The sequence below is a fragment of the Streptomyces sp. NPDC051315 genome, from assembly GCF_044455165.1.
Taxonomy (GTDB): domain Bacteria; phylum Actinomycetota; class Actinomycetes; order Streptomycetales; family Streptomycetaceae; genus Streptomyces.
On sequence record NZ_JBITEN010000024.1, the window covers coordinates 108,003 to 133,762 of the forward strand.

Below are 25,760 nucleotides of genomic sequence, written 5' to 3' on the forward strand. Positions count from 1 at the left end.
GTCTCCCCGCGCGCGTGCCGCCGCCGATCCTGGTGCCCGGGACCTCGGGGGGACCGACCGGCCGATCGGGCCGTCGGCCGGCGGACACCGCCGCCGGCGACCGTCGGCCTTCGACGAAGGAGCTTGAGCGTGGCGGCATTGGCGCGATGGTGCTATCGGCACCGGCTGGTGGTCCTGTTGCTGTGGGTGGGGGCACTGTTCGGCCTGGGCTTCACGGCCTCGACGGCGGGCACGGACTACGCGAACGTCTTCTCCCTCCCCGACACGGACTCCAAGAAGGCGTACGACCTGATGGAGAAGGCGTTCCCGGCGCGCGCGGGCGACACCGACACCGTGGTGTGGAAGGTCGCCGAGGGCTCGGTCCGCGACGAGGACGTACGGTCCCGGATCCAGCCCGCGCTGGACGAGATAGCGGGGATGAAGGGCGTCGGCAGCGTCGCCGGCCCCTACGCGGGACCCGAGGGCGCGGCGCAGGTCAGTCGCGACGGGCGGATCGCGTACGCCCAGGTCACCTTCACCGACCAGGCGAACGCGGTCCCGAAGGAGCTCGTCGAGGACGTCGTCGACACCGCGCGGGCCGCCGAACGCGACGGTCTGGAGGTCGAGTTGGGCGGTCAGGCGATCCAGCGTGTGCAGGAGCCGCCCACCGGCCTGGCCGAGATGGTCGGCCTGGCCGCCGCCGCGATCGTCCTGTTCCTCGCCTTCGGTTCCGTCTTCGCGATGCTGCTGCCCATCGCCGTGGCGGTCTTCGGCGTGGGGACGGGTCTGTTCGGCACCCAGCTCCTCAGCCACGTCACCGACGTCCCCGACCTGGCCCCGCTGCTCGCCTCCCTGATCGGCCTCGGCGTCGGCATCGACTACGCCCTGTTCATCGTCACCCGGCACCGCAAGGGCGTCCTGCGGGGCGTCGACCCGCAGGAGTCGGCGGTCACCGCCCTCAACACCTCCGGCCGGGCCGTCCTGTTCGCCGGCGGCACGGTGTGCATCGCGCTCGCCGGGATGCTGGTGACGAACCTGCGCTTCCTGGACGGGGTGGTCATCGGGACCTCCCTGACGGTTGTGCTGAGCGTGCTGGCGGCCACGACCCTGCTCCCCGCGCTGCTCGGCTTCCTGGGCCCGCGCGTGCTCAGCCGCCGGCAGCGGCGCCGGCTCGCCGCCGAGGGCCCGGAGGAGGAGAGGACGAGCGGTCCGGCGGCCCGCTGGTCGGCGGGCGTGCAGCGCCGGCCCCGTACGGTCGCCGTGCTCGCGCTGGCCGTCATGGCCGTGCTCGCGCTGCCCGTGCTCTCCCTGCGCCTCGGCGCCACCGACCAGGGCAACGACGACACCACGACGACCACCCGGCAGGCCTACGACCTGCTCGCCGAGGGCTTCGGGCCGGGCTTCAACGGCCCCCTCCAGGTGGTCGTGTCGGACGGCGACCCCGCGGCCGTGGTCCAGGGCATCGAGAGCACCTCGGGTGTCGCCCGGGTCGCCGCGCTGCCGCCCGCCGGAGGCGTCACCGTCATCCAGGTGATCCCGACGACCTCGCCCCAGTCCGAGGAGACGGACGCCCTCATCGACCGCCTGCGTGACGACGTCATCCCGGGGGCCGGGGCCGAGGCGCACGTCGGCGGCGTCACCGCCGTCTCCAAGGACTTCGCGACCGTCACCGGGGACCGCCTGCCCCTGTTCATCGCGACGATCATCGGCCTGGGCTTCCTGCTGCTGCTGGTCGCCTTCCGCTCCCTGGTGGTGCCGCTGACGGCCGCCGTGATGAACCTGATCGCGGCGGCGGCCTCCTTCGGCGTCCTGGTCGCGATCTTCCAGTGGGGCTGGGGCCTGGAGCTGCTCGGTCTCGGCAAGGAGGGCCCGATCAACGCCTTCCTCCCGGTCATCATGCTCTCGCTCCTCTTCGGCCTGTCCATGGACTACCAGGTCTTCCTGGTGAGCCGGATGCACGAGGAGTGGGTGCACACCCGGGACAACGCGCGAGCGGTCCGGGTGGGCCTCGCGGAGACGAGCAGGGTCATCAACAGCGCGGCCCTGATCATGGTCTGCGTCTTCCTGGCGTTCGTCCTCAGCGGCGACTCCGGCGCGGCGATGGCGGGCGTGGGCCTGGCCGCGGCGGTCGCCCTGGACGCGTTCGTGCTGCGCACGGCCCTGGTCCCGGCCGCGATGCACCTGCTCGGCACCTCCAACTGGTGGCTGCCGGCCTGGCTGGAGAAGCGGCTGCCGCACCTGGCGGTGGAACCGAAGGAGGAGGACGTGGCACCGGCGGAGCAGGGCGGCCCCGCCTCCGTGGTCCACGGCTTCGTACGGGACCGGGCGGGCGACCCCGTCGAGGGCGCGGCGGTCACCCTGATGTCCAAGGGCGGCCGCGGGCTGGACCGCGTCACCTCCCTCGCCGACGGCTCCTACATCCTCTCGGTCCCGGCACCGGGGACGTACCTGCTGTCCACCACGGCCCCCTCGTACGCCTCCCGCGCGCGCCAGCTGATGGTCGCGGACGAGCCGCTGGTGTACGACGTGGAGCTGACGGAGCTCTCGGGCGACGAGGTGGACGCGGTCAACTAGCCCCGAAGCCTCGACCGCGGGAGTCCCGACGGTCGGAGTCCCGGCCGCCGGGCTGCGGGTCGCCGGAGTCCCCGCCGCCGGAGCTCGGGCCCTCGGCCTCCTCGCCCGCGGACTCCCCGCCCGTCGTTTCCCCGTCCCGGTCCGCCGAACCCGGCGCGCTCTTCCTCCTCGCCGGGTCCGGCAGGGCCTTCGTCATGCCGGGCAGGAAGTCCGTGAACAGCTCGTGCACCTCGTGGACGAGGGGCCGCAGCACCCGGAAGCGGGACAGCGCCACACCGCGCGCGGTCAGGCGCGCGCCCCGCTCGGCGAGCCGGTAGCTGCGCTCACGGCCCTCCGTACGGTCGAAGATCCAGTAGAGGACGAGCCCCATCTGGGAGAGCCACATCAACTCGGGCAGCACGTCCCGCAACTCCTCCGGGACCTTCGCCCTGGAGCCGGCCAGCACCTCCCGGTGGACGCCGATCGCCTCCACGCGCGCGTGCTCCGACTCCGGGGAGAAGGGGCTGAGCGGGCTGTCCGGGTCGGCGGCGTTCTTGAAGAACTGCACCGCGAACTCGTGGTACGGCGTGGCCACGTCCAGCCAGGTCCGCAGCACGCCCGCCAGCCGCGCCTCCAGGCCCGTCTCCCGCGCCAGCACCTCCCGGACCGCCTCCCGGTGCTCGGCGGCGAGCCGGTCGTAGAAGCCCTGGATCAGGTGCTCCTTGCCGGCGAAGTAGTAGTACGCGTTGCCGACCGACACCCCGGCTTCCTGGGCGATGGCCCGCATCGTCGTCCTGTCGTACCCGCGCTCCTGGAACAGCCGCATGGCCGTCTCCAGGATCAGCGCCCGGGTCTGCTCGGACTTGGACCGTGCGGCGGCCCCGGGGGACCCGGGCGGGGGAGTGGCCTCGGCGGGGCCGTCGTTGTTCGCGGACACGGGAACAGAGCCTAACCAGTGGCGCAGGCGTCACCGTCACACGCGGGCGGGGTGTGGCTCCAGCCCCGCCCCGGGTCGTACGCCCATCCGTCGGTCCGCCGGTACGCGGATCCACCCCACCGCGCCCCCGCCCCCCGGCCTCGGTGCCATTGCGCCCCGCGCCACTTGGCGGCGGCGAGGACGGCGGCCCGGGCGAGCGGCGCGCCGGCGGGGTTGCTCAGACGGTGGGCGAGCGGGCGGTGTTCGCGCAGGGCCCACAGGATGACGATCCAGGCGGCCGTGGAGCGGTAGACCTGGCCGGCGTCGCCGACGACGGTGATCTCGTCGAGGGTGGCGCGGTGGTCGAGGCCGGGGAAGCGGGCGGCCGCCTCGGCGGAGCCCGCCGGGACCGCTTCCAGGGGCACCAGTTGCGGCCGGCGGCTCAGCCAGTCGCGCAGGAAGACGCACAGCGGGCAGTCGGCGTCGTAGAGGACGGTGAGCCGGCGGACCGGGACGCGGGCGGCGTCCCGGCCGGCGGCGGGGGCCTGGGCCCCCGGGGTGACCTCCACGGTGCTCACGCCCCGGCCGTGGGGGCGACCCAGCCCTGCGGGGCGACCGGCGGGACCTGCCCCCGCTCCATGACCCCGCGCCGCCGGATCCGGTTGAGCACGTACACGTTGCCCAGGTGCATGACCCCGAGCACCAGCAGCACCACGCCCAGCTTGGCCGACAGGGCCTCGAAGACGCCCCGGGTGTCGTGGATCGTCTCGTCCCCGCTCAGGTACAGCGCGACGAAGCCGAGGTTGACGAGGTAGAAGCCGACCACCAGGAGGTGGTTGACGGCGTCGGCGAGCTTCTCGTTCCCGTGCAGGACGTCGGCGAGGAAGACCCGGCCGTTGCGGCTGAGCGTCCGGGCCACCCAGACCGTCAGTCCGATGCTGACGACCAGGTAGATGACGTAGGCGATGACCGTGCGGTCCATGCTCCCCACCCTTTCTGAACGCGTTCAAAACGCTGTCGTGAGACGACTGTAGACCTGTCTTTGAACGTGTTCAACTCCTGGGCGGGGAACCGGGTCTGATCACCCGCCACCCCCGGCCGGCCGCCCGGCCGCCGCCACCCGTGCCCGCCCCAGCTCCGGGCGCTTGGAGTAGTCGGTGAACCCCAGGACGTTCCCCCACGGGTCGGTGACCTCGACGGTCCACCCGGTGGCCACGGAGAACGGCTCGTCGAGCGGTGGGATCCCGGCGGCCGCCAGCCGCCGGGCCGCCGCCCGCGCGTCCGGCACCTCCAGCCAGACCCGCGGGGAGGTCCACGGCGGCGGCTGGTGCCTCAGCGCCTCCTCCTCCCGCAGCAGGATCCCGGGCGTCTCGCCCCCGACCCTCAGCAGCGCGATCCCGCCCTCGTCGAACCGGAACGCCACCGCGAACCCGGCCCGTTCGTAGAACCCGAGGGCCTCGCCGAGGTCCCCGACCGGCAGCAGTACGTTGTCGAACCCGAGCAGCTCGTAGGACAACTGGTCATCATCTGACATACCGTCAGAATAGGTGCCCACCGGGCGCCGGGCCGTGATTGCCGGGGGTGCTCCGCGCCGTCGTCGGCGGGGACGAGGCCCCGCGGCCGCCGGGTGGTCACGCTCCCGTACTCCGCCCTCACCCGGTCGGCGGAACCCCGCCCGACCGGCCCCTGACTTCTCCGGCACCGGATTCTTCGGGCAAGATGACCTGAACTCATGTGTGTGTCCCATCCGATCATCTGGTCTCGGGGAGAGAAGTCACCGTGTCCGAACAGCCGCAGCAGCCGCAGCAGCCCCCTCAGCCGGGGTACGGGTATCCGAACGCCGGGCAAGGGCCGTACGCGGGCGGCCAGGCCGGCCCCTACGGCTATCCCCAGGACGCCTACCAGCAGCAGGCCTACCAGCAGCAGGGGTACCAGCAGGCCGGCTACCCGCCCCCCGGTTACGGCGGGGACCCCAACGCGCCCTACGGCTACGACCCCTACGGGCGTCCCTACTCCGACAAGTCGAAGATCGTCGCGGGCATCCTCCAGCTCTTCCTGGGCAGCTTCGGCGTCGGCCGGTTCTACATCGGCAACGTCGGGATGGGCCTGGCCCAGCTGTTCACCTGCGGCGGGCTCGGCATCTGGGCGCTCGTCGACGGCATCATCCTGCTGACCAGCAACGACAAGACGGACGGTCAGGGGCGGATCCTGCGTGGCTGACGCGGTGGGCGGGGAGCGGACGTCCCCGCTCCGGCATCCGGCGGCGGCACCCCTCGCGGTGCTCGCCGCCGGCGCGGCCGGCTCCGCCTACCTGTACGTCACCGACCCGCACGAGCCCGGACACCTGCTGCCCCAGTGCCCGTTCCGGTTCGTCACCGGCCTCCTCTGCCCCGCCTGCGGCGGCACCCGCATGGCCTACGACCTGATGCACGGTCACTTCGCCCAGGCCTGGTTCGACAACCGCGCCCTGCTGCTCGCCTCACCCTTCGCGCTCGCCCTGTTGGGGCGGTGGATGTGGGAGGGCCTGCACGGGCGCAGCTGGCGCCCCCGGTTCGGCCGCCCGGCCCAGGCCGTGATCCTCGGCCTCGCCGTCACCTGGACCGTCGTCCGCAATCTCCACTAGGCCGGCACGGACGTCCGGAGAGGTCCTCGCCGGGCGGGGGTTTGATCACGGAATAGGAACGATCGTTCGGCCCTACTCCCTTTGACCCCTCATACCTCTCTAGGCTCACAGCCCACAGGGGGGACGTTCCGGCATGTCCATGCGCAGCCGGGGTACGTGAGCTTTCTCGTCGTATCCCTCCTGGACTCCCCATTCGAAGTCATTCAGGAGCAGTTCACATGACCGTCCCCACCCCTGAGGCCCCCTACGGCGTCGACCCCATGGGCCGCCCCTACTCCGACAAGTCGAAGATCGTCGCGGGCATCCTCCAGCTCTTCCTGGGCACCCTCGGCATCGGACGCTTCTACGTCGGCTCCGTCGGCGTGGGTGTCGCCCAGCTCCTCACCTGCGGTGGCCTCGGCTTCTGGGCGCTGATCGACGGCATCCTGTTCCTCACCAGCAACGACCGCACCGACAAGCAGGGCCGCATCCTGCGCGGCTGACGCGCGGTGCCCACACGGCGAGGGCCCCACTCCCGACCGGGAGCGGGGCCCTCGCCGTAGGCGGGTCCGCGGACCTCAGAAGCGGCGCGTGATCAGCGCCCGCTTGACCTCCTGGATCGCCTTGGTGACCTCGATACCGCGCGGGCAGGCGTCCGTGCAGTTGAAGGTCGTGCGGCAACGCCACACGCCGTCGCGGTCGTTCAGGATCTCCAGCCGCTGCTCGCCGGCCTCGTCACGCGAGTCGAAGATGAAGCGGTGCGCGTTGACGATGGCCGCCGGACCGAAGTACTGGCCGTCGTTCCAGAAGACCGGGCACGAGGACGTGCAGGCGGCGCACAGGATGCACTTCGTCGTGTCGTCGAAGCGCTCGCGGTCCTCTGCGGACTGCAGCCGCTCGCGCGTCGGCTCGTTGGTGTCCTTCGTGATGAGGAAGGGCATGACGTCGCGGTACGCCTGGAAGAACGGCTCCATGTCCACGACCAGGTCCTTCAGGACCGTGAGGCCCTTGATGGGCTCGACCGTGATCGGCTTCTCGGGGTTGATGTCCTTGATCAGCGTCTTGCACGCGAGGCGGTTCTTGCCGTTGATCCGCATCGCGTCGGAGCCGCAGATGCCGTGGGCGCAGGAGCGGCGGAAGGTGAGCGTGCCGTCGACGTCCCACTTGATCTTGTGGAGGCCGTCGAGGACGCGCTCCTTCGGGTCGATCTCCAGCTGGAAGTCTTCCCAGGTCGCCTCCGCCGAGATCTCCGGGTTGAACCGGCGGACCCGGAAGGTGACGGTGATGTACGGAGAGGCCGCGGACTCCGCCTCGACCTTGTCCAGAACGGGGGTTGCCATCAGTACTTACGCTCCATCGGCTGGTAGCGGGTCTGGACGACCGGCTTGTAGTCGAGGCGGACGGTCTCGGTGCCGTCGTCGCCGACCTCGCGGTACGCCATGGTGTGGCGCATGAAGTTGACGTCGTCCCGGTTGGGGTAGTCCTCGCGGTAGTGACCGCCGCGGGACTCCTTGCGGGCGAGCGCGGACACGGCCATGACCTCGGCCAGGTCGAGCAGGTTGCCCAGCTCGATGGCCTCCAGCAGGTCGGTGTTGAACCGCTTGCCCTTGTCCTGGATCGCCACGTTCCGGTAGCGCTCGCGCAGCTCGGCGATCTTCTCGACGGCCGTCTTGATCGTCTGCTCGGTGCGGAACACCATGACGTTGGCGTCCATGGTCTCCTGCAGCTCGCGCCGCAGGGTCGACACCCGCTCGGTGCCGGTCGAGGTGCGCAGCCGCTCGATCTGCTCCACCACGAAGGACGCCGGCTCCTCCGGCAGCTCGACGAAGTCCGCCTTCTGCGAGTACTCCGCCGCCGCGATACCCGCCCGCTTGCCGAACACGTTGATGTCCAGCAGCGAGTTGGTGCCCAGACGGTTGGCGCCGTGCACCGACACACAGGCGACCTCGCCGGCCGCGTACAGGCCCGGGACGACCGTGGTGTTGTCGGCGAGCACCTCACCCTCGACGTTGGTCGGGATGCCGCCCATGGCGTAGTGCGCGGTGGGCTGGATCGGGATCGGGTCGGTGTACGGCTCGATGCCCAGGTAGGTCCGCGCGAACTCGGTGATGTCCGGGAGCTTGGCGTCCAGCTGCTCCGGCGGCAGGTGGGTGAGGTCCAGGAAGACGTGGTCGCCCTCGGGACCGCAGCCGCGGCCCTCGCGGATCTCGGTGTAGATGGAGCGGGAGACGACGTCACGGGACGCGAGGTCCTTCATGACCGGCGCGTACTTCTCCATGAAGCGCTCGCCGTCCTTGTTGCGGAGGATGCCGCCCTCACCGCGGGCGCCCTCCGTCAGCAGGATGCCCATGCGCCAGATGCCGGTCGGGTGGAACTGGAAGAACTCCATGTCCTCCAGCGGGATGCCCCGCCGGTACACGGCCGCCTGGCCGTCACCGGTCAGCGTGTGCGCGTTCGACGTCACCTTGAAGAACTTGCCGCAGCCGCCGGACGCGTAGATCACGGCCTTCGCCTGGAAGACGTGGATCTCGCCGGTGGCCAGCTCGTAGGCGACCACACCGGCGGACCTCTTGACGCCGTCCACCTCGGTGATCAGCTGGTCGAGGACGTAGAACTCGTTGAAGAACTCCACGCCCTCCTTGACGCAGTTCTGGTACAGCGTCTGGAGGATCATGTGGCCGGTGCGGTCGGCCGCGTAGCAGGAGCGGCGGACCGGGGCCTCGCCGTGGTTGCGGCTGTGACCGCCGAAGCGGCGCTGGTCGATCGTGCCGTTCGGCGTCCGGTTGAACGGCAGGCCCATCTTCTCCAGGTCGAGGACGGAGTCGATGGCCTCCTTCGCCAGGATCTCGGCGGCGTCCTGGTCGACCAGGTAGTCACCGCCCTTGACCGTGTCGAAGGTGTGCCACTCCCAGTTGTCCTCCTCCACGTTGGCCAGCGCGGCGGCCATGCCGCCCTGCGCGGCACCCGTGTGGGAGCGGGTGGGGTAGAGCTTGGTCAGGACCGCGGTGCGGCTGCGCTTCGTGGACTCGATGGCCGCGCGCATGCCCGCGCCGCCGGCGCCGACGATGACGGTGTCGTACTTGTGGATCTTCATGATTCTCGCAGCCCCGTGCCTAGCGGATGTTCGGGTCGAAGGTGAAGATCACCAGCGTGCCCAGCAGGATGGTGAACACCGTGGCGGTGTAGAGCAGGCCCTTCAGCCACAGCCGGGTGTTCGCGCGCTCCGCGTAGTCGTTGATGACCGTGCGCAGGCCGTTGGCGCCGTGCAGCATGGCGAGCCACAGCATCAGCAGGTCCCAGACCTGCCAGAACGGGGACGCCCAGCGGCCCGCCACGAAGGCGAAGCCGATCTTGGAGACACCGCCGTCCAGGACGAGCTGGATCAGCAGGTGGCCGATGACCAGGACGACCAGCACGATGCCGGACAGGCGCATGAAGAGCCAGGCGGCCATCTCGAAGTTGCCCCGGGTCGACTTCGGGGACTTCTTGGTGCGCTTGCGCGGGGCCTCGATCACGGGCGCCGGATTGTCGACGTTGTAGACGGAACCGCCCTCGACGGGGCCGATCCCGGACGCGGTGGTTTCAGTGGTGGCCATCTGTCTCAGCTCCCGAGGACTTCACGAGCGGCGTGGCCGAGCACGGGGTAGATCGCCCCGATCATCAGCGCGAGCCACAGGATCATGACGCCCCAGAACATCTGCTTCTGGTAGCGCGGGCCCTGGGACCAGAAGTCGACGGCGATGACGCGCAGGCCGTTGAGCGCGTGGAAGAGGATGGCGGCCACGAGGCCGTACTCCAGGCACGCGACGAGCGGGGTCTTGTACGTGGCTACGACCTTGTCGTAGTCCTCGGGGGAGACACGCACGAGTGCGGTGTCCAGCACGTGTACGAACAGGAAGAAGAAGATGAGGACGCCGGTGACTCGGTGAGCCACCCAGGACCACATTCCTTCCCGGCCGCGGTACAGCGTTCCAGCCGGCACGGAAGAACCCTCCGGGAGCGGGGATTGGGGCCTGCCGGCTTCGTGTCGGACGGGCCCGGCCGGGTACGGTCCACCGGCCCCCAGCATCGTAGCGACGCGCTGGCGCTGGGCTTAGCGGGGGTCTCCCGGTGTGATCAAAGTGGCACGCGGATGGGTGAGCCTGAGACGTATCCGGGATGGTTTGTGCTGGTACCGCCGTCGGCGGGCACGTCGTGGCAGGTCGCGCCCAAGCGGCGGCCGCCGCGGGCCGGTTACGGCCTCGGGTCCGTGAGGCAGGTCACCAGCCGTCCTCGCGCGAGGCGCCGCAGCTCCTCCGCGGTCACCTCCCGTTCCTTCTCCGGATCGTTCGCCAATCGTGACCGGATGGCTTCGAGGGTGTGGTCGAGGGTTTCCTCGGGGGGCGTGTCGCCGAGGTAGAGGACGAAGGCGTGGCCGAAGCGGGCCTCGTAGGCGGCGTGGGCGGCGTCCAGGGCCATGTGGGCCGCACCGTACGCGTCCGCCGGCAGGGCGGGGAGGGGTTCCCCGGCCAGGGCCTCCGCCAGGTCGCCCGCGGTCAGGTCGTAGGCCGCCTCGTCGGACGCGGCCAGTAGGGCGTCCAGCGTGGGGTAGGGGCGGTGGGCCGCGACGCGGCGGGCCCAGTGGCGGCTGCCGAGGCAGGTGAGGAGGGCGCGGTGGGCCTCCTCGGCGGGCGCGGTGTTGAACGCCTCCAGCAGGTTCCCGGTGGCAGGGGGCCGGGTCTGCCCCGGGAGCGTCGGTATGGCGACTCGGCCGGAGAGGTGGGAGAGACGGTGCGCAGGCAGCGTGAATCCTCGCGTCACGTGTGATGTGGCAGGGGATGCAGTGAAAGGTGTGGCGGCCACGTTATCGAGAGTGGTCATGGTGTGTCCGTCGGTTGCCTTAATTTCACTCGAAAGAGAGAGTTTCGGACGGCGTGGTGGGCCCCTTCCGCGCGCTTGCGGCGGGCGGCGGTCGTAGGTTGGCGGGGTGAGCAGGCACAGGCACCGGCGCAGGGCGCCGGAGAGGAACCCGCAGCGGAACGCGGTGCGGCAGGCCCTGCTGGCCGGCGGTGTCGTCGTCGTCCTCGGCGCGGGGGTCGGGGTGTGGGCGTCCGGCCACGGGGACGGCGGGGCGCCGGCCGGATCGGCACGGCAGACGAGCGCAGGCGCCGGTGCGGCGGTCAGTCCCACGCCCAGCCGGTCGTACGCCCTCTCGCAGACGCCGCGGACCATCCCCGCCGTCCGCGCCCACACGCCCGCCCGGGGCCCCGGCTGGCGGCCGGCCGCCGCCAACCGGGTCGTGGTGAGCGACGCCGACCTCGCCGACGAGGGCCGGCTGATCGCCGGTGAGCTGGGGATGGCGTACGCGGGCGAGAAGGACGACGTCCGCGCCGGTGACCTGCGGCTGGCGCTCAACGACGACGAGGGCGCCGATCCGGAGTCGTACACCATGACCGTGCGCGGCGGGCGGGTCACCGTCAGCGGGCCGTCCGACGCGGGTGTCTTCTACGGGACCCGCACGCTGAAGCAGGAGGTGCGCGGCGGCGGTACGGCACCGGAGGGCGTGGTGCGGGACGAGCCGGCCAAGCCGCAGCGCGGGTTCATGCTGGACATCGCGCGCAAGCACTTCACTGCCGGCTGGATCGAGGACCGGATACGGGAACTCGGGGACCTGAAGTTCAACCAGCTCGGGCTGCACTTCTCCGACGACCAGGCGTTCCGGATCGAGTCCGACACCCACCCGGAGATCGTCTCCCCGCAGCACCTGACCAAGGCGCAGGTGAAGAGGATCGTCGCGCTGGCGGCCAGCCGGCACATCACCGTGGTGCCGGAGATCGACTCGCCGGGGCACCTCGGCGCCGTGCTCGCCGCCCACCCCGAGCTCCAGTTGCGCAACGCCCAGGGCGTGCCGACGCGCGGGGCGATCGACATCTCCAAGGACGCCTCCGCGGCCCTCCTGGACGACCTGCTGGACGAGTTCGCCGGACTGTTCCCCGGCGGTCAGTGGCATCTCGGCGGTGACGAGTACCAGGCCCTGACGGTGTCCGACCCGGCCGCCTCCTATCCGCAGCTCGCCGCCGCCGCGCGGGCCGCCCACGGTTCCGGAGCCACCGTCGCCGACCTCGCCACGGGCTGGCTCAACGACCGCGCCGACACGATCCGCGCCCACGACCGCACCCCGCGCGCCTGGAACGACGGCTTCTTCCGCGGGACCTCGGTGCGCCCCGCCGACGACCTGGTCGTCGCCTACTGGACCGGCAAGGAGATCGGCGCGCGGCCACCGTTGGAGTACCTGAGCGCCGGCCGCAAGGTGATCAACTACAACGACGAGTACCTGTACTACGTCCTGGGCGAGCCGCAGACCTTCGTCTACCCGACCGGCGAGCGCATCTACGAGCAGTGGACCCCGCGGGTCCTGCGCGGCACCACCGCCGTCCCGGCGCGCTACGACGACCAGATCCTCGGCGGGTCCTTCGCGGTCTGGTGCGACCTCGCGAACTCCCAGACCCAGGACCAGGTCGCGGCCGGCGTCCGGATGCCGCTGCGGGCGACCGCGCAGAAGCTGTGGGACCCGCGGCAGCCGTCGCTGTCCTGGACACAGTTCACCGCACTGGCGGACCGGCTGGGCTGAGCCGGACCCGCCGAATTCGATGGACGCCCGGGCTGTGTGAACCGTATGTTCCGGGGGCCGCGGGCGCCGCAGGACGGCCCGCGGACCACACACCCGGGGGGACTCTTTGACTCAGGCCCGGCTGCGCTCACCCGTCGGACTCGGGCGGGCCGCCGTCGCGGGGCTCTGCCTCGTCATCGCCACCGACCTGTTCGGCCTGTGGGCGGACTACGTCCTGTACGACGTGACGGGCGACCTCGCCGGGGGCGGCTACGGCGCGCCGCTCCTGGAGCGCGCCGACCGCGCCGACCTGCTCTACGGCACGGCCGCCCTCCTCCAGGGGACCGCGCTGCTCACCAGCGCCGTCCTGTTCCTGTGCTGGTTCTACCGGGTCCGGGTCAACGCCGAGGTCTTCCAGCCGTTCGCACACAGCAAGAAGCGCGGCTGGGCGATCGGGGCCTGGTTCACGCCGGTCGTGAACCTGTGGTTCCCGCGCCGGATCACCCTGGACATCTGGGAGGCCAGCGGCCCCTGGGGCGCGCCCCGGCCGCACGGGCTGGTCAACGCCTGGTGGACGCTGTGGATCGTCTCGCTCGTCGCCGGCCGGGTCGGCTACGTCCGGCACCGGGACGCCGAGACGGCACGGGAGATCCAGGACGCCGTCGGCCAGGTGATGTTCGCGGACGCCCTCGATCTGCTGGCCGCCGCGCTGGCCGTCCTCGTCGTCCTGCGGCTGACCCGGATGCAGCACGAGAAGGCGCTGCGGGGGCCCGTGCCGGCCGAGTCCCCGGTTGGCTGAAAACATCCCCTCGGCGCTCACTGTGACACTCCCGGGCTGTCGCACGCAGTAAGGGGAAGTGCGGGCTCCGTAAGGATGGCGCCCCGGACAGGGAGGCGTGAATGAGCCTGGTGGACCTCATCGCCAAGGCCGACGAACGCGGACTGGCCGCGAGCGGACTGGCTTGTTTGGATCGGTGCGTGCCGCTCCTCGGCGGCGACGACGAGATCCTGCGCCCGCTGTGGGGGAACCTCACGGACGACTCCGACCCGGCCGCCTGGGGCGACCTGCTGGAGCAGGTGCGCGGCAAGCTGGAGTCCGACGGGGAAGGCGACGACGAGGCCGCCGTCCTGGCCCGGCGCATGCTCGCGGCCGCCCCCGCCGAGCGGTCGGCCGCCGGGACACGGGTCTGGGCCGACGCCTGCTCGGTCGCCTCCCTCCAGATACACCGGCTCCTCGACCCCGCCGACGACCCCTCCCCGCTCGACTCCCGCCGCGCCGGCCGTACGGAGGGCATGCCGCCGCTCGTCGCCGCCGAGCTGCGCCGTCAGATCACCGTCCTGGAGGTCATCGCCGGGCACGGCGCGGGCGGGCTGCGCCGGGCCCTGGAGGTGTCCACGGAGGGGCGGCGGGTGCTGCGCGCGGTGGTGTCGCGGCGGGCCCGCGGACGGACGTGACCGGGCGGCTCAGGTGAGCAGCCACTTCACCACCGCGTCCCCGTACCGCGCGGTCGCGTAGAAGGCCGTCAGGTCCCGGTGGGCGGAGGCGAAGGCGGCCCGGGTCCGGGGTTCCCCGGCGGCACCGCCGTAGCGGGGGAGCAGCTGGGCGCGGGCCGGGCGCCACAGCTCGTCGAAGTCGGCCGCCTCCAGGAACGCGGCGACCCGGGCGGTCCGGGCCGGCGTGAGCAGCGGGAACGGCGACTGCTGCGGGCCGGTGGCGCGGACCCGCCGGCCGCCGAGGACGACATGGGCGCCGGGGCCCGCGTCGACGTGCTCCGGCGCAGCGTCGGCGTACAGGAACTGATGTTCCCCGTAGCGGTCGTCCAGGACCTCCTCGCGGTGCCGGCCGATCCGGCGCCGCACGGTGTCCCCGTCGTCGAGGAGTCTTCGCAGCCAGGTGGTGCTGTTGCGCAGTGCCGGAGGCGGTACGGCGCGGAGGTGGAGGTACGCGCTCATCACTGGCGGAGCGCACGCGGGGCGGGAGTGTCACTCCTGTGTCCGGGGTGCGGGGGACGTGGGGCGGTCCTGCGCCGGTCCGGAGGATCCCCGGAACGAGGGTGATGGATCACGGACGGGCGGCGCTCTTCCGTATGTGACCAGTGCGACGACTCAGCAGACCACCCAGCCAGGCCGGCCCCAGGCCGCCGCGAAACCCGTGCGGTGGGCGGCGGACGCCGTGGCCGCGCTGCGCGAGGGCGCGCGGCTGCGCCTCGACTACTCGGCGCAGAGCCTGTGGCGCGTCGACCGCCTCATCGACGACCTGCGGCGCGAGGACACGCCGTACGCGGCCGTGGAGACCACGCTGCGGGGACTCGGGGCGTACGCCGGGGAGGTGATCGTCCGGCAGACCGGCGCCGAGTGGTGGGCGACGGGCGGCGACCACTGGATCCGCACCCCCGACGGCCGGCTGTGGGACCCGGTCGACGAGGCCCGCCGCTGCTTCACCGGCCACGGCTCGCTGCGGCTGCTGTGCCGGGACGCGACGGGCCCGGGCCGGGGCTGAGCCGGACCACCTCCGTCTCCCGTGCCACCGCCCGATGGTGACCCGCCCGGAGCCGCCGCCATGGACAGCCACCGGCCGCCGGCTCCCGGCAGGTCCCCCATCGGGGGCCTCCGGATGGTGAGCCGGTCGATCACTGCGCACGATGGTGTCCGTGTCCGGTCTCGGTCGCCGTCGGCACAGCGCGTACGGCCTGCGGCGTCTGGAGGTGATCACGTGAGGACTCTCCCCGGGTCCCGGTTCGGCTCGCGCCTGCGGGCGTTACGGATCCCGGCGAGTCCCCGGGGGTCACTCGCGGTCCTGGCGGGGATCCTGCTGGTCCTCCTCGTGTCGGCGTTCCTGGCGGGCCGGTTCGGCATCGAGAACGTCAGCTGGGCCCTGACCTACACGGGGCGCATCACCGGTGCCGTCCTCGTCCTGGTCGCGGGCGCCACGCTGCTGGGCGCTGCCGCGGTCATGGACCACTGGTACCGGAACACCTTCCCGTACTCGGGACTGGTCGCTCTGATCGGCACGGTCGCCGCGCTCGTGACGAACGTGATGCTCCTGCTCGAGACGCTGAAAGGCGATTCCACGGCCTACCGAGTGCTGTGGGGCCTGCTCACGGCAGGGTGCCTCTGGGCCGTCTTCGCGCTGTGGCGGACCTCGATCGCGATCCCCGCTCCCAAGCGGGTGGCCGCGGCAGTGGTCGTCTCCTCGTTCCTCGCGCTGGCCAACTTCGGCTACCAGACCCTCTACAAGCCGTACCAGCGCGAGGCCAAACCGGTCATCAGGATGACCGTGGGGGAGCCGATGCCGAGCCAGGACCGCAAGGCCTTCTCGGTACCCGTCGACATCAAACTCGAGAACCAGAGCGATCTGGGGTTCTACGTGCTCGGCGCCGAGTTCCACGCCATGGGCGAACGGGTGCTGCTGAGCGCGACGGACCGGCTCCGCACGCAGTGGCGGGCCGATGTCGCGCAGTGGGGAAAGTCCCTGGAGACACACCCGCTGTCCCGCAGGGAGATCCACCAGCCCGGCCAGTTGGTGGCGGCGCAGCCGTGGATGCCGCCTGGGCACTGGATCGAGCCGAGTGACGAGTTCGTCACCCGAACGGTGGTCCAACTGCCCATCGACACGCCGTACGACCAGCTGGCGTTCTACGCCACCGCGAGCTTCGCGCGCAAGGACCGGCTCGGTATGGAGAGGATCTCCCAGGAGGGGATCTCCTGGTCCGGCGGCAAGGTGCCCCGGTGGATGAAGGATCAGAAGGACCTCGACTCCGTCATCTACCGCGGCAGGGTGCGCGAGAACAACGCGATCGACGAACTGACGAGGGACCCCCGCTTCGTCACCGTCTACTGGACCTTCGGCCCGCACGGCGCGAACGTGATCGAAACCATCACGCGAAGCGGTGAGGAAGACCGCATCCTCAGCGACGCCGAAACGCGCGAGCTGGTGACGCGGTACGGGATCGTCGAGGCCCAGACGGGCCCGTTCGAACGGACGCTGTGGGACATCAAGGGGCAGCGATGAGCGACCCGGCCGCACCGTGCGCGCGGGGGCGCCGGGCCAGTCGCTCCAGCCACGCCACGAGGGCGAGAGAGCTGTTCACACGATCCCAGGAGGTGGCGTCCCCCACACCGAGCCGCGCCTCCCGCACCGCCCGGCACAGCGTCTCGACGTCGAACATCTCCGCGACCAGCGGATGCCGTGCCGAGCGGCAGAGTTCGATGAGTTCCTCGCCGTGGGTCCGCAGGCCGCGGGCGTAGACCTCGTCGAAGGGGACCTTGACCGTCCGGCCCCGGATCCGGGGCGGGAGCAGATCCGCCATGGCCTCGCGCAGCACCGCCTTCGGACGGCCCGGACGGAACGCGGCCTCGGCGGGAAGGCGGCGCATCGTGGCGATGACCTCCGGGTCGAGGAAGGGGTGGGAGAGGAAGAAGCCGCTGCGCCGTGCGTGGTGCCAGGACAGCGGGTCGGGAGCGGCCAGGTAGGTGACCGCGTCGTAGAGGGACTGTTCGGGCTCGTGCCCGAACACGAAGCGGCTCTCCGCGATGGCGGCCTCACGGTAGCCGTGGGCCCGCGCGAACGCGGAGCGCAGCCACGGCGGGCGGGCGAAGACACCGAGGCCGCCGAGCACCGTTCCGCGCCGGTGGACGAGCGCTGTCGTCCGTTCGGCTGCCAGCGGCAGGGCCGGCCGCACGACGTAGGCGGACACGACGTCCCGCACGCCCCGCTCGCCGCCCGCGGCCCAGGCACGTGCCTGCTTCGTCATCTGCCGGAGCTGTCCCGTGCGGGCCAGCGCGTGCAGGTGCAGCGGGTTGGCGTCCGCGATCGGGTCGGCTCCGCAGCCGGTCAGAAGGGTGTCGCAGCCCAGTTCCGAGGCGGCGGCATGGAGCCTGCTCCAGAACGGGGCGCGGAAGGCGTGCGCGTGAGGCTCGTCCGGATCTCCCGCGTGGTGCCGGAAGTCGTCGAAGTCGGCCACGTCGTCGGCGTCGACGACGACCGGGCGCGCCGCGGGTGCCTGACGGCGGATCTCCTCCATCGCCTCGTCGACGTACGGCCGCTCCCCGGCCAGTTCCCCCCGGCCGAAGCGCCCGGCGAGCAGGACGAGGTCCCCGGGACCGCCCTGTCCCGCGGCCTGCTGACGCGCTGCGAGCAGCGCGATGCTCGTGGAGTCGGTGCCGCCCGAGACGTGACATGCCGTCATCTCGCCCGTACGGCGCCCGACGGCGTTCTCCAGTGCGAGGCGCAGGTCCTTCGCGGCCCCGATCACGTCGCGTCCCTCCGGTGCCGGCCACGGCGGGGCGTCGGTCCGACGGGCGGGTCGTGACACCCGCCCGCGGATCCGCCCCGTGAGGGACAGTTCCACCACCTCGCCGCCGAGAACGCGGTGCACCGCGGCGAAAGGGGTGAGTTCCGAGTGCGGTTGAGCCATGTTCCCCGTCAGATACCGGCAGAAGTAGCGCCGTTCCAGCTCCGCGGCGTCGCCCAGGCGGCACGCCGAGGTGCTCACCGCGCTCACCCGGCCACCGGCCGCCCTGAAGAACAGGGGGATGCGTGCCTGCTCGTCCCGCATCAACACGATGCGGTCGCGACCCACCAGGACAGCCGCGTAGTCGCCGGTCGGCAGACGCGGCGCGGCTCCCGGCGGTCCGAAGCCGTCGAGGAGGCGGCGCGCGCCCGCCACGCGGTCACGGAACGAGCCGACCCAGCCGACGACCACCGCGGTGCCGGCCGGTGAGGAGACCGTCGTCACGAGTCCCCGCCGCGCCATGTCCTCGGCCGCCCATAGCTTCGGGGCGCCCTCGGCCCACTCCAGGGCGAGCGCTTCCACGTCACTGTCCTCCGCCCTCGATCGAGAGAACCGGCGTGAACGCGTGCCCGTGCGGATCGGCACGCGGGATGCACACTCCGGCCGACGACGTCCAGGCATGCAGGGCGAACGGGTGCTCACGCACACCGACGTTCAGCACGGCCTTCAGGCCGCGCCGCCGCAGCAGGACGAAAGCCGTCACGGCCTCCGCCTTGCAGTCGGCGTTGACGAACCAGCCGCGGCGGCCGTGCGATGTCACCGCTCGCTTCAGCCGTGCGACGTCCTCCGCGGAGGGGGGATCCGCACGGGCGTACTCCGGGGCCGCCAAGGACAGGAGCCGAAGGGCGCGTCCGAAGCCCATCGTCCGGATCAGCAGGTGCACTCCGCGCAGCCAGATCCCCACCTCGGTGTCGGAATAATCCCTCGGGTGAACCGAGGCGCATCCGGCACGCAGGAGATCGGTGAACAGTTCCGCGCGTTCCTCAGAGTTTCCGTCACTGTATTTCCGGATGTCCGCGGTCGCCATTCCGAGAAACCGCGTCCGTCTCCAGTCCGCGATCAGCACTCCGCTCGACATCCTGGTGACACGACAGTGCGGTGACAGGATCCGCGCCATGGCTACCAGGGCATCCGTGTCCTCGGCCACCGCACCATCCTCCATGCGTGGGGTGTCAGCCCATGTATCCGTGACCGTCGTAAAGGCTGCCGCTCGCGCCCCGGATCAGACTGCCCCTGCCGAGAAGGACAAATCTGCGCGGTATACGACGGCGTATCAGTCGGAGAATCATCGCCTACCTCCAGAATGGGCTGCCGTCGGTCAATTCCAGGCTACTCCGCCCCCTATTTCCCGCAAACGAATTCCTTCGCCGGCCCGGCGGGAACGCGGGTGAGCCGGGCGCGGGCTTCCGCACGGTCGCCTGCGCGACCGTGCACCGACGGTCGCCGGACTCCGCGGTGCGAGCCGGTCCGCTGCCCGAATGTCCGTGTGACCAGTGACACATCTGTGGCCTGTGATGTTTCTGTGTGCACGTCCGCTGGGGCAGGCGGGGGGAACTGGCTCGGCGTTCCCCCTGACCTGAGGGAGGGGGACGGGACCATGGAACGGGCGGACGGCATGAGAGCGCGCGCGGCGGCCTTCGTCGCGCGGGTCACCTCGCGCCACCGGCTGCCGCTGGACTACTCCGTCGCCAGCCTGCGCGTCGTCGACTTCCTGGTCGACGGGCTGCGCAAGGGTGGCGCGGACCGGGAACGGGCGCACGACACACTGGTCGGACTGGGGGCGTACGTCGGTGAGGTGCTCGTCCGCCGGGCGGGCGCGGAGTGGGTCGACCTCGACGACCGGCAGCGGGCCTGGTTCGGCCAGCCCGTCGGGGTCCGCCTGCCGGACGGGCGGGTCTGGAACCCCCTCGGGAAGGTCGTCAACCGGTTCGAGGCGGGCGGGTCCGACGACTCCCTGCACACCTTCTACCTGACCCTGCACGGCAGGGCCCGGCGGGCGCCGGCCACCAGGAGGGCGGCGGCCTGACCACGGCACGCGCCGGCGGTACCGGCACGGTCGCGCGGGGGTGGGCCGGGTCGGTGCCGCCGCTGCCCTGTGACACATCGGTGAGACCTGACGCTGATGACCATGGGGGCGTGAACGCGGCCGGAACGCGTGCACCGCACGGACACCACGCACCCGCCGGAAACTCCGTACGAACGAGGACAGTCTTGGGCCAGGGAGGGGAACCCCGGCGCGCGCACGCGTACGACGGGGAACTGGGCGCGGCCGTGGCACGGGCCCAGGACGGCGACGAGGCCGCGTTCGCGGTCGCGTACCGGATCGTGCAACCGGGACTGCTCGGCTATCTGCGCGGGATCGTCGGCGACGACGCCGAGGACGTCGCCTCCGACGCCTGGCTGGAGATCGCCCGGGACCTCGGGCGGTTCAAGGGGGACGGCGCGGGGTTCCGGGGCTGGACGGCGACCATCGCCCGGCACCGGGCCCTGGACCATCTGCGCCGGCTGCGGGTGCGGCCCCGGTCGGCGGCGCTCGAACAGGACGTGCTCGACCTGCCCGGCCCGTACAGCACCCACGACCAGGTCCTCGAGACGCTCTCCACCGAGCGGGCCCTGGAACTGGTGCGCGAGCTGCCCCGCGACCAGGCCGAGGCGGTGCTGCTGAGGGTCGTGGTCGGGCTGGACGGGCCCGCCGCCGCGCGGGTCCTCGGCAAGCGGCCGGGCGCCGTGCGCACCGCCGCCCACCGGGGGCTGAAGCGGCTCGCCCGCCAGCTCGGCATCGAGGGTGTGACGGATGACGGCCCCCGGACGCTGGGGGAGTCGAAATGAACGGTGACGGCCGCGGCCCGTATGGATCAGGGACGGCGGACGTTCCCGAAGGCAACAGCATGAGTGAAGCGGACAGGCGGACACGGACATGGGTGAACGGATGAGCGACGGCGGGGATCACGGCCGTCGGCGTGCGCACCCGGGTCGCACCGCCTCCGGACCGCACGGCGCGGGCGACGGCACCGGCGTGGAGGCGCTGCTCGCGGCGGCCCTGCGCGGCGGCACCCCCGCGGAGGCCGACGAGGGCGAGCGGCGGGCCGTCGCCGCCTTCCGGGCCGCACGCGACTCCGGCGCCCACCGGGCCGCCCGCACACGGCACCGGGACGACTGGCGGCCGCGCGGGCGGCGGCACGCCCTGCGTTCGCTGAAGGCCACCCTGTCCGTGCTGGTCGCGAGCCTGGCCCTGGGCGGGGTCGCGGTCGCCGCGATCGGCTCCGCCCGGTCCTCATCGGACGACGTCGGCGCGGGGCGCCCCGAGCAGTCGGTGAGCACCCGGGAGAAGCAGCCGCCCGCGTCCTCCGGGACGCCGGCCCCGGCCGCCTCCGCGGACCCGGACCGGCCGGTGGCCGCCCAGGACACCGAGGCCCGCTGCCGCGCCTGGGAGCAGGTCGGCGGCCGGGGCAGGGCGCTGGACTCCACGGCGTGGCAGCGGCTCGTCGCCCTCGCCGGCGGGGAGAAGAACGTCCCCGCCTACTGCGCCGCCCACAACGCCTCCGCGTCCCCGACGGCGCCCTCCTCGGTGTCCCCCCCACGGGGGAACGGCCAGGGCAGGTCCGGCAACGCGGCCGAGGCCCCCGCGAGCGGCGGCGGGACCGGCAACGGGGCCGGCAGCGGGAGCGGTCAGGAGCAGAAGGCCGACAAGACCCCGAAGGGCAACGGCAAGAACCCGTAGGCGTCGGCCGGTAACCGACGAGCGGGGCGGTCCGGCCGGCCCGCACCTCCGCGCCAACGGCCATGGCGTTCACGCGCCGGGCGACGCGCCTGACCTGGCCGTACGTGTCTCCGCGCGTGTGTCCGCGGCCGGGCGCCCAACGAGCCGTTCGCTCGCCGAGGCAACGGCCGGGGCCGCCACCCCCCACAGGAGAGGCCCCGGCCGTCGCGCGGTACGGGCCGCCCGGCGGCCCGTACTTCCTACAGCGCCACGGGCGCGTTTACTGTCACACCCCGCATCCGTCGACCGCGTCACGAGTTAGTTGCATGTTCTACGGACATGGACGTACGACGGTTTCAGGTCGTAACGTGCCTTTCGCGCCGGACGGCGGAGCGGCTGGACCACCGTGACCACCAGCGGGCCGCGACCCTCTGCGGTCGGTGGCACCACATCCATCAACCGAGGAACCACGACGTGGGGGACGACGCGGAGCTGACAGCCGCGGTGCTTGCGGCACAGGACGGAGACGAGACCGCGTTCCGGGCTGTGTACCGCTCGGTGCACCCGCGGCTCCTCGGCTATGTCCGTACGCTCGTCGGCGACCTCGACGCCGAGGACGTCGCCTCCGAGGCCTGGCTGCAGATAGCCCGTGACCTGGAGCGGTTCAGCGGCGACGCCGACCGCTTCCGCGGCTGGGCCGCCCGTATCGCCCGCAACCGCGCCCTGGACCACATCCGGATGCGCGGGCGCCGCCCCGCCATCGGCGGCGACGAGACGGAGCTGACCGGCCGGGCCGCCGAGTCCGACACCGCGGGCGAGGCGATCGAGGCGCTCGCCACCGGCCGCACCCTCGACCTCATCGCCCGGCTGCCGCAGGACCAGGCCGAGGCCGTCGTCCTGCGGGTCGTCGTGGGCCTGGACGCCAAGACCGCCGCCGAGACGCTCGGCAAACGGCCCGGAGCCGTGCGCACCGCCGCACACCGCGGACTGAAGAAGCTCGCCGAGCTGCTCGGCGACGATCCGGACACGGCCGGCGTGCTCGACGCACTGCCGCCCCAGCGAGGAGCGCGCTCGCGCGCGGTGACGTCCGCCGGTGTGACGCATGCGTGCGCGCGGACGCAGAAGGACATGTGATGGCCGACGAGCGCTGTGTCTTCCCGGAGGACGGCGAGTCCCCCGGTGGTTCGGCCGCGGGCCGCGGTTCCGGCCATTGGCTGGACCGGGCGACGGCGGAGCGTCTGCTGCGCGGAGAGGCACCCGACAACGCTGTCGATCCCGCCCACCGCGACGAGGCCGAACAGCTGGCCCGCACCCTCGGTGCCCTCGCCGCGCTCTCCAGCGCGCCCGTCCCCGCGGACGAGGAACTCCCGGGCGAGGCGGCCGCCCTCGCCGCCTTCCGCAAGGCCCACGCCGACCGCACGGCCGAGCAGACGCCCATGGCCGGGCAGACGCCCACGGCCGACGCCGGCGAGGACCCCTCCGGCGGGACGGAGGCGTCGACCGCGTTCCGGGAGGCCCGCGCGGAGCGCGCCGAAGGCGCTGAGCGGGCCGAGGGCGCCGACCGTGTCGAGCGCGCCGACCGTGGTGCCGAGGGCGCCGACCCTGGTGCCGAGCCGGGGACCTTCGCCGCTGCTCCGGAGGCCCTCGCGGGCGAAACCGACGTGCTGGCCGCTTTCCGCGAGGCCCGTGCCGAGCGCGCCGAGCGTGAGGGCCGTGTCGACCATGAGGCCCGTGTCGACCATGAGGCCCGTGTCGAGCGTGAGGGCCGTACCGCCCGGGCCGCGACGGCGTCCGGTGAGGACTGGGCCGGGCACGGCGACGGTGGGCTGGTTCGTCTCGGTGGGTGGCGCGCGACGAACGGCCGAGTCCGCCGGCGGCACCCCGCCCGCCTGGCCGTGGCCGCCGCGCTGACCGTCGGCATGGTCGGCGGGGTCGCGGCAGCGGCCGGCACCGGTGTCCTGCCGTCCCCCTTCGACAGCGCCGACCCGGGACCCGCGAGCTCCGTCTCGGCCGCCGCGACGCCCTCGGGCTCGAACCGCCCGCTCGTCTCGCCCCCACCCGGCGTGTCCCAGGGCGGCGGCGCGGACGCGGCGACACCCGACGGCTCGGTGAGCGGCACCCCGGCCCCGGACGCCGAGGGGAGCACCCAGGGCACCGGCGATCCCGACGGCGGCTGGCCGGGCGGTGTCCCCTCGGCCTGCCGTGACCTTCGCGACGGCAAGGCGCTGGACGCCGAGCGCCGTCGCACCCTGGAGGGCGCGGCGGGCGGTTCCACGCGGGTCCCGGCGTACTGCGCGCGGGTCCTCGAGGGGCCCACCGGCCAGGGCCCCGGTACCGGCGGCCGGACCGGCAGCGGTAAGGGCGAGGGCGGCGGGCGCGAGGAGCAGAGCGGCCCGACCGGCGGCACCGGCGGCCAGGGCCGCCAGGGTGACCAGGGGGACCAGGGGGGCAAGGACACCGAGGGCGACCCTGGCGGCAAGGGCGGCAAGGGCGGCAAGAAGGACGAGGGCGGCAAGGGCGGCGGCGCCGCGGACGGCAAGGGTGCCGGGTCCGGCCGCACGGCGTCCGGTGCCTCCGGCTTCTCCGGAACGTCCGGCACGCCGGGCGGCTCGGACGCCACCCACGGGACCGGCCACCGGAAGAACGGTGGCGCAGGCGTGCTGCCCACACCGACCGAAAGCCTCTGACCTGCGGTTTTGTAACTCGTAGAAATTTTTTGGCGCGGGGTGTGACGTTTTCGGGGGCCGCGACGCAGTAACAAGTGAGCCGACTGGTCATCGGCCCTCGCACTGAGCCGGGGTTCCCCCCGTACCCGCGGCTCGTGCACCTGGCGCGGGGGGGGGGGGGGGGGGGGGGGGGGGGCGCGCCCCCCCCCCCCCCCCCCCCCCCCCCCCCCCCCCCCCGAACTCACCAGGAGACGACGACCTTGTCGCCGTTCCTCACCCGCGCGAACAGCCCGGCGATCGCCGCCTCGTCCCGTACGTTGACACAGCCGTGCGAGGCCCCGGCGTACCCCCGGGCAGCGAAGTCCGACGAGTAGTGCACCGCCTGCCCGCCGCTGAAGAACATCGCGTACGGCATCGCCGAGTCATAGAGGGTGGACACGTGGTGGCGGGACTTCCAGTAGACCCGGAACACACCCTCCCGGGTGGGTGTGTACTGCGAGCCGAAGCGGACCGACATCGTCGACAGGGTCCGTCCGTCGATCATCCAGCGCAGTGTCCGGCTCGTCTTGTCGATGCACAGCACCCGCCCGGTCAGGCACCGCGGGTCCGGCGCGGCGGCCGGCTGACCGCCCATCAGGTACAGCTCCCACTGCCCCGGTTCGCGCGTCATGCCCAGCAGCCGCTCCCAGGTGACCGTGTCCGTCCTCCCGGTCCGCGGCAGCCCCCGCTTGCCCTGGAACCCCCTGACCGCCCGCTCGGTGGACTCGTCGTACGTCCCCGTCGGCCCGTCGAACAGCCAGGCGACCTGCCGCAGCCGGGCCTGGAGCTCACGGACGTCCCGCCCGGTGTCACCGCGGGACCAGAGAACGGCGGGAGGCGGTCCCGGCGCGGCGGGGGCCGTCACGGCGGCGGGCGGCGGCTTTCCGTCGCCGGGGGCCGCGGGCGTCGAGGGAGTCGCGGGAGCCGTGGACGCCCCGGCGGGTGCCGTGGGGCCGACGTCGATGCGGACGGGTGGCACGGGTGAGCGTCCGTCGCCCCCCGAGCCGGTGGTCCGCACCGTGCAGCCGTCGCACACCGTCATCAGGGCCGCCGCTCCCGCCACGGCGGCGAGCGATCTTCGCATGCTGATCATGCCCGGGATGTTCCCCGCGGATGACGCCTCGCGAACAGCCGGGCATTGTTGTGACCGGGACCGCAACCACTCTGTGAGGAAGGTCCCAGCGTGCTCCCCTCCACCGGGTGCACGCCCGCCGCTACAGTCCGTTGAAGGGTCGGTCTGTACTGGCGAGTAACTGGCGAGTAACTCGAGTATCTGCTCAGCGGGAGGCATCACACCATGGCGCGCGAGTCGGAGTCCGGACTGCCCATCGAGCCGGTCTACGGGCCTGCCGCCCTGGAGGGCTGGGATCCGGGGGAGAAGCTGGGCGAGCCGGGTTCGTACCCCTTCACCCGGGGTGTGTA

Annotated in this window: 27 protein-coding genes; 14 read left to right on the forward strand and 13 right to left on the reverse strand. The window is 72.5% G+C overall.

What is annotated here, in order from left to right; translation table 11 throughout:
• Positions 1 to 138 precede the first annotated feature (138 nt).
• Complete coding sequence (locus ACIBBD_RS34140) at positions 139 to 2,553, forward strand: MMPL family transporter (protein ID WP_399423486.1); 2,415 nt, start codon at positions 139 to 141, stop codon at positions 2,551 to 2,553.
• On the opposite strand, the gene ACIBBD_RS34145 is transcribed toward ACIBBD_RS34140, so the two are convergent.
• The 4 genes from ACIBBD_RS34145 to ACIBBD_RS34160 all read right to left on the reverse strand — a co-directional run bounded on the left by ACIBBD_RS34145 (position 2,546) and on the right by ACIBBD_RS34160 (position 4,982).
• On the reverse strand, positions 2,546 to 3,469 hold the full coding sequence (locus ACIBBD_RS34145; protein WP_399423458.1) for a TetR/AcrR family transcriptional regulator: 924 nt from the start codon (positions 3,467 to 3,469) through the stop codon (positions 2,546 to 2,548). The genes ACIBBD_RS34140 and ACIBBD_RS34145 overlap by 8 nt on opposite strands.
• Before the next feature lie 11 nt (positions 3,470 to 3,480).
• Positions 3,481 to 4,026 (reverse strand): thiol-disulfide oxidoreductase DCC family protein, encoded by a 546-nt coding sequence (locus ACIBBD_RS34150; RefSeq protein ID WP_399423459.1) that lies wholly within the window; start codon positions 4,024 to 4,026, stop codon positions 3,481 to 3,483.
• Positions 4,023 to 4,430 carry a hypothetical protein gene (locus tag ACIBBD_RS34155; protein WP_399423460.1) on the reverse strand — a complete coding sequence of 136 codons (408 nt, stop codon included), beginning with the start codon at positions 4,428 to 4,430 and terminating at the stop codon, positions 4,023 to 4,025. Before ACIBBD_RS34155 ends, ACIBBD_RS34150 begins: the two co-directional genes overlap by 4 nt.
• A gap of 99 nt (positions 4,431 to 4,529) precedes the next feature.
• A complete protein-coding gene (locus ACIBBD_RS34160; protein ID WP_399423461.1) occupies positions 4,530 to 4,982 on the reverse strand; it encodes a VOC family protein in 453 nt (150 codons plus the stop codon).
• Between the two features lie 245 nt (positions 4,983 to 5,227).
• Between ACIBBD_RS34160 and ACIBBD_RS34165 the strand changes: the two genes are divergently transcribed.
• From ACIBBD_RS34165 to ACIBBD_RS34175, 3 genes are all read left to right on the forward strand, one after another.
• Positions 5,228 to 5,668 (forward strand): TM2 domain-containing protein, encoded by a 441-nt coding sequence (locus ACIBBD_RS34165; protein WP_399423462.1) that lies wholly within the window; start codon positions 5,228 to 5,230, stop codon positions 5,666 to 5,668.
• Positions 5,661 to 6,071, forward strand: coding sequence for a DUF2752 domain-containing protein (locus ACIBBD_RS34170; RefSeq protein ID WP_399423463.1), 411 nt, complete (start codon positions 5,661 to 5,663; stop codon positions 6,069 to 6,071). Before ACIBBD_RS34165 ends, ACIBBD_RS34170 begins: the two co-directional genes overlap by 8 nt.
• A gap of 218 nt (positions 6,072 to 6,289) precedes the next feature.
• Entirely contained in the window at positions 6,290 to 6,553 is a 264-nt protein-coding gene (locus ACIBBD_RS34175) for a TM2 domain-containing protein (protein WP_399423464.1), read from the forward strand.
• A 75-nt stretch (positions 6,554 to 6,628) separates the two neighbouring features.
• Here ACIBBD_RS34175 and ACIBBD_RS34180 read toward each other — a convergent pair whose 3' ends face one another.
• The 5 genes from ACIBBD_RS34180 to ACIBBD_RS34200 form a co-directional block, all read right to left on the reverse strand.
• On the reverse strand, positions 6,629 to 7,390 hold the full coding sequence (locus ACIBBD_RS34180) for a succinate dehydrogenase iron-sulfur subunit (RefSeq protein ID WP_399423465.1): 762 nt from the start codon (positions 7,388 to 7,390) through the stop codon (positions 6,629 to 6,631).
• The gene (gene sdhA, locus ACIBBD_RS34185; RefSeq protein WP_399423466.1) at positions 7,390 to 9,144 is read right to left on the reverse strand and encodes a succinate dehydrogenase flavoprotein subunit; all 1,755 of its coding nucleotides are present in this window, start codon (positions 9,142 to 9,144) and stop codon (positions 7,390 to 7,392) included. The genes ACIBBD_RS34180 and sdhA overlap by 1 nt, the downstream gene beginning before the upstream one ends.
• Before the next feature lie 19 nt (positions 9,145 to 9,163).
• Positions 9,164 to 9,646 (reverse strand): succinate dehydrogenase hydrophobic membrane anchor subunit, encoded by a 483-nt coding sequence (locus ACIBBD_RS34190; RefSeq protein WP_399423467.1) that lies wholly within the window; start codon positions 9,644 to 9,646, stop codon positions 9,164 to 9,166.
• 5 nt (positions 9,647 to 9,651) lie between these two features.
• A complete protein-coding gene (sdhC, locus tag ACIBBD_RS34195; protein ID WP_399423468.1) occupies positions 9,652 to 10,032 on the reverse strand; it encodes a succinate dehydrogenase, cytochrome b556 subunit in 381 nt (126 codons plus the stop codon).
• A gap of 251 nt (positions 10,033 to 10,283) precedes the next feature.
• Positions 10,284 to 10,850 (reverse strand): 2-oxo-4-hydroxy-4-carboxy-5-ureidoimidazoline decarboxylase, encoded by a 567-nt coding sequence (locus ACIBBD_RS34200; RefSeq protein ID WP_399423469.1) that lies wholly within the window; start codon positions 10,848 to 10,850, stop codon positions 10,284 to 10,286.
• Between the two features lie 223 nt (positions 10,851 to 11,073).
• Here ACIBBD_RS34200 and ACIBBD_RS34205 point away from each other — a divergent pair, with 223 nt between their 5' ends.
• From ACIBBD_RS34205 to ACIBBD_RS34215, 3 genes are all read left to right on the forward strand, one after another.
• On the forward strand, positions 11,074 to 12,660 hold the full coding sequence (locus ACIBBD_RS34205; RefSeq protein ID WP_399423487.1) for a glycoside hydrolase family 20 protein: 1,587 nt from the start codon (positions 11,074 to 11,076) through the stop codon (positions 12,658 to 12,660).
• A 106-nt stretch (positions 12,661 to 12,766) separates the two neighbouring features.
• The gene (locus ACIBBD_RS34210; RefSeq protein ID WP_399423470.1) at positions 12,767 to 13,438 is read left to right on the forward strand and encodes a DUF4328 domain-containing protein; all 672 of its coding nucleotides are present in this window, start codon (positions 12,767 to 12,769) and stop codon (positions 13,436 to 13,438) included.
• A 101-nt stretch (positions 13,439 to 13,539) separates the two neighbouring features.
• Complete coding sequence (locus ACIBBD_RS34215; RefSeq protein WP_399423471.1) at positions 13,540 to 14,094, forward strand: hypothetical protein; 555 nt, start codon at positions 13,540 to 13,542, stop codon at positions 14,092 to 14,094.
• Positions 14,095 to 14,103: 9 nt separating this feature from the next.
• Here the strand turns inward: ACIBBD_RS34215 and ACIBBD_RS34220 are convergent, their stop codons facing one another.
• The gene (locus tag ACIBBD_RS34220) at positions 14,104 to 14,592 is read right to left on the reverse strand and encodes a DUF1877 family protein (protein ID WP_399423472.1); all 489 of its coding nucleotides are present in this window, start codon (positions 14,590 to 14,592) and stop codon (positions 14,104 to 14,106) included.
• A 136-nt stretch (positions 14,593 to 14,728) separates the two neighbouring features.
• Here ACIBBD_RS34220 and ACIBBD_RS34225 point away from each other — a divergent pair, with 136 nt between their 5' ends.
• Together ACIBBD_RS34225 and ACIBBD_RS34230 are read left to right on the forward strand one after the other, a co-directional pair.
• Complete coding sequence (locus tag ACIBBD_RS34225; RefSeq protein WP_399423473.1) at positions 14,729 to 15,139, forward strand: hypothetical protein; 411 nt, start codon at positions 14,729 to 14,731, stop codon at positions 15,137 to 15,139.
• Positions 15,140 to 15,352: 213 nt separating this feature from the next.
• Positions 15,353 to 16,651: a hypothetical protein gene (locus ACIBBD_RS34230; RefSeq protein ID WP_399423474.1), complete on the forward strand. Its 1,299-nt coding sequence runs from the start codon at positions 15,353 to 15,355 to the stop codon at positions 16,649 to 16,651.
• Here ACIBBD_RS34230 and ACIBBD_RS34235 read toward each other — a convergent pair.
• The gene (locus tag ACIBBD_RS34235; protein WP_399423475.1) at positions 16,635 to 18,455 is read right to left on the reverse strand and encodes an asparagine synthase-related protein; all 1,821 of its coding nucleotides are present in this window, start codon (positions 18,453 to 18,455) and stop codon (positions 16,635 to 16,637) included. The two genes, ACIBBD_RS34230 and ACIBBD_RS34235, sit on opposite strands and share 17 nt — an antisense overlap.
• Position 18,456: 1 nt before the next feature.
• Positions 18,457 to 19,080 carry a lasso peptide biosynthesis B2 protein gene (locus ACIBBD_RS34240; protein ID WP_399423476.1) on the reverse strand — a complete coding sequence of 208 codons (624 nt, stop codon included), beginning with the start codon at positions 19,078 to 19,080 and terminating at the stop codon, positions 18,457 to 18,459.
• 450 nt (positions 19,081 to 19,530) lie between these two features.
• On the opposite strand from ACIBBD_RS34240, the gene ACIBBD_RS34245 reads away from it, so the two are divergent.
• The 5 genes from ACIBBD_RS34245 (at position 19,531) to ACIBBD_RS34265 (ending at position 24,320) form a co-directional block, all read left to right on the forward strand.
• Positions 19,531 to 19,959: a hypothetical protein gene (locus ACIBBD_RS34245; protein ID WP_399423477.1), complete on the forward strand. Its 429-nt coding sequence runs from the start codon at positions 19,531 to 19,533 to the stop codon at positions 19,957 to 19,959.
• A 185-nt stretch (positions 19,960 to 20,144) separates the two neighbouring features.
• Positions 20,145 to 20,762, forward strand: coding sequence for an RNA polymerase sigma factor (locus tag ACIBBD_RS34250; RefSeq protein WP_399423478.1), 618 nt, complete (start codon positions 20,145 to 20,147; stop codon positions 20,760 to 20,762).
• A gap of 88 nt (positions 20,763 to 20,850) precedes the next feature.
• Positions 20,851 to 21,654: a hypothetical protein gene (locus tag ACIBBD_RS34255; protein WP_399423479.1), complete on the forward strand. Its 804-nt coding sequence runs from the start codon at positions 20,851 to 20,853 to the stop codon at positions 21,652 to 21,654.
• A gap of 453 nt (positions 21,655 to 22,107) precedes the next feature.
• On the forward strand, positions 22,108 to 22,767 hold the full coding sequence (locus ACIBBD_RS34260; RefSeq protein ID WP_399423480.1) for an RNA polymerase sigma factor: 660 nt from the start codon (positions 22,108 to 22,110) through the stop codon (positions 22,765 to 22,767).
• Positions 22,767 to 24,320 (forward strand): hypothetical protein, encoded by a 1,554-nt coding sequence (locus ACIBBD_RS34265; protein ID WP_399423481.1) that lies wholly within the window; start codon positions 22,767 to 22,769, stop codon positions 24,318 to 24,320. Before ACIBBD_RS34260 ends, ACIBBD_RS34265 begins: the two co-directional genes overlap by 1 nt.
• Before the next feature lie 220 nt (positions 24,321 to 24,540).
• On the opposite strand, the gene ACIBBD_RS34270 is transcribed toward ACIBBD_RS34265, so the two are convergent.
• Positions 24,541 to 25,422, reverse strand: coding sequence for a L,D-transpeptidase family protein (locus ACIBBD_RS34270; protein ID WP_399423488.1), 882 nt, complete (start codon positions 25,420 to 25,422; stop codon positions 24,541 to 24,543).
• Between the last annotated feature and the right edge of the window lie 338 nt (positions 25,423 to 25,760).

Bases quoted from the DNA above. Each gene is read 5' to 3' on its own strand.
- ACIBBD_RS34265 (WP_399423481.1), top strand. From the start codon at position 22,767: ATGGCCGACGAGCGCTGTGTCTTCCCGGAGGACGGCGAGTCCCCCGGT.
- ACIBBD_RS34255 (WP_399423479.1), top strand. From the start codon at position 20,851: ATGGGTGAACGGATGAGCGACGGCGGGGATCACGGCCGTCGGCGTGCG.
- ACIBBD_RS34220 (WP_399423472.1), bottom strand. From the start codon at position 14,592: ATGAGCGCGTACCTCCACCTCCGCGCCGTACCGCCTCCGGCACTGCGC.
- sdhA (WP_399423466.1), bottom strand. From the start codon at position 9,144: ATGAAGATCCACAAGTACGACACCGTCATCGTCGGCGCCGGCGGCGCG.
- ACIBBD_RS34155 (WP_399423460.1), bottom strand. From the start codon at position 4,430: ATGGACCGCACGGTCATCGCCTACGTCATCTACCTGGTCGTCAGCATC.
- ACIBBD_RS34160 (WP_399423461.1), bottom strand. From the start codon at position 4,982: ATGTCAGATGATGACCAGTTGTCCTACGAGCTGCTCGGGTTCGACAAC.
- ACIBBD_RS34245 (WP_399423477.1), top strand. From the start codon at position 19,531: ATGGAACGGGCGGACGGCATGAGAGCGCGCGCGGCGGCCTTCGTCGCG.
- ACIBBD_RS34215 (WP_399423471.1), top strand. From the start codon at position 13,540: ATGAGCCTGGTGGACCTCATCGCCAAGGCCGACGAACGCGGACTGGCC.
- ACIBBD_RS34175 (WP_399423464.1), top strand. From the start codon at position 6,290: ATGACCGTCCCCACCCCTGAGGCCCCCTACGGCGTCGACCCCATGGGC.
- ACIBBD_RS34270 (WP_399423488.1), bottom strand. From the start codon at position 25,422: ATGCGAAGATCGCTCGCCGCCGTGGCGGGAGCGGCGGCCCTGATGACG.
- ACIBBD_RS34190 (WP_399423467.1), bottom strand. From the start codon at position 9,646: ATGGCCACCACTGAAACCACCGCGTCCGGGATCGGCCCCGTCGAGGGC.
- ACIBBD_RS34180 (WP_399423465.1), bottom strand. From the start codon at position 7,390: ATGGCAACCCCCGTTCTGGACAAGGTCGAGGCGGAGTCCGCGGCCTCT.